The sequence below is a fragment of the Marinomonas atlantica genome (assembly GCF_001639725.1).
GTDB classification, from domain to species: Bacteria; Pseudomonadota; Gammaproteobacteria; order Pseudomonadales; family Marinomonadaceae; genus Marinomonas; species Marinomonas atlantica.
In genome coordinates this window covers 1-502 of the sequence record NZ_LTAW01000029.1, presented here as the reverse complement: position 1 = coordinate 502, position 502 = coordinate 1, and the positions used below count along the sequence as shown (strand labels likewise).

The following is a 502-nucleotide window of genomic DNA, read 5'->3' as shown; positions in this document are numbered from 1 at the left end:
GCATCCGTAGCTCAGCTGGATAGAGTACTCGGCTACGAACCGAGCGGTCGGAGGTTCGAATCCTCCCGGATGCACCACTACTACTTCTTTCCTATGTTTTTCTCGATGTTATTCTTCATCATATATTTCTTTTAATTCATTAAGTATTTTGACTGAAAACTTTCGTAGTTTTCTACTCTTCTTTGCCCTTCTGTTTTTGTTTCTCTCTGCCCTTCTGTTTTTGTTTCTCTCTGCCCTTCTAATTGTTTTTGTTAAATTTTTTTCATTTTATGAATAATTGTGGGTTGCGTTTAGTGTTATGAATAATCATAATACTCTGCATTGACGGAGAGCTGGCCGAGTGGCCGAAGGCGCTCCCCTGCTAAGGGAGTATGGGGTGAAACTCATCGAGGGTTCGAATCCCTCGCTCTCCGCCATTTTAAATGTGCATCCGTAGCTCAGCTGGATAGAGTACTCGGCTACGAACCGAGCGGTCGGAGGTTCGAATCCTCCCGGATGCACC

Annotated in this window: 3 tRNA genes; all 3 read left to right on the top strand. The window is 44.6% G+C overall.

The window, feature by feature from the left end:
- The 3 genes from AYW75_RS18425 to AYW75_RS18415 all read left to right on the top strand — a co-directional run bounded on the left by AYW75_RS18425 (position 1) and on the right by AYW75_RS18415 (position 500).
- A tRNA-Arg gene (locus tag AYW75_RS18425) sits at positions 1–77 on the top strand.
- 249 nt (positions 78–326) lie between these two features.
- A tRNA-Ser gene (locus tag AYW75_RS18420) sits at positions 327–416 on the top strand.
- A gap of 10 nt (positions 417–426) precedes the next feature.
- Positions 427–500: transfer RNA gene (locus AYW75_RS18415), tRNA-Arg, on the top strand.
- Positions 501–502: the final 2 nt, after the last annotated feature.